The sequence below is a fragment of the Streptomyces sp. 13-12-16 genome, from assembly GCF_002114215.1.
In the GTDB taxonomy this organism is placed as follows: Bacteria; Actinomycetota; Actinomycetes; order Streptomycetales; family Streptomycetaceae; genus Streptomyces.
Map to the genome: position 1 here is coordinate 1 of NZ_NCTE01001281.1, position 913 is coordinate 913.

Sequence of the window (913 nt, forward strand, 5' to 3'; positions counted from 1 at the left end):
CGGGTCCCGCGCCACATGGCAGCCGCCGACCAGCGGCGGCCACACCGTGCGGTCCAGCGCCCGCTGGGTGAGGCGCATGACCCGGCCGCCGCCCCGGCCGTGCTCGAAGAACCGCACCTCGCCGCCCGGCCGCAGCACCCGCCGCAGCTCCGCGAGCGCCCGCGGCACGTCCCGGACGCTGCACAGCACCAGCGAGAGCACCGCCGCGTCGAACGCCTCGCTCTTGACCGGCAGCGCCTCCGCCGCACCCGGCGCCACATCCACCGGTACCTGGGCGCGCAGGGCGGCCTCCACGGCCAGCGCCCGCAGCCCACGCTCCGGTTCGATGGCGACGACCTCCGAGACGGTGCCCGGATAGTGCGCGAAGTTCAGACCGTTGCCCGCGCCGACCTCGATCACCCGGCCGGACAGCCCGCCGAGCAGTCCGCGCCGGACCTCGGCCATCCCCGCGCGGGTCTCGGCGGCGACGCTGAACCGGGCGTAGCACCGCGCGAACACCGGATGGTGCACGGCGTCCCGCCGCACCTTCGTGGACCGGCCGGACCGTAGCTGCATGAGGACCTCCCCGGAACGGGCCTACGGCGATTCTCCCCCGAACGGATGATCCACACCCCCGCCCGCCGTCAGGGCGCCTCGCGCACCCGGAACGTCTCCGCGTCCCAGGTCCCCTCGAGCCGGGGCGCCAGCCAGTGCGGTGCCGAGGCCCGGAACCCGGCGGGCTCCAGCGTGCCCGCCCCGGCCGGTACGGCGCCCAGCAGCGGGGCACCGGTCACGTCCGGCAGGTCCAGCAGGTTGCACCGCGAGGCCAGGTCCGGCTCGGCGGGCCAGCTGCCGATCACCACACCCGCCAGGTCCAGCCCCCGTCCGCGCAGTTCACGGGCCGTCAGCTCCGTCACGTTCAGGGTGCCGAGCC

The 913-nt window shown here is 76.2% G+C and carries 1 protein-coding gene and 1 pseudogene; both read right to left on the reverse strand.

Annotation, left to right across the window (positions count from 1 at the left end; genetic code table 11):
* Positions 1 to 555: class I SAM-dependent methyltransferase (locus B7767_RS39395; protein WP_085576131.1), on the reverse strand; the 555-nt coding region annotated here is incomplete at its 3' end.
* Positions 556 to 623: 68 nt separating this feature from the next.
* Positions 624 to 913: pseudogene (locus B7767_RS39400) on the reverse strand (dethiobiotin synthase); the annotation flags it as partial.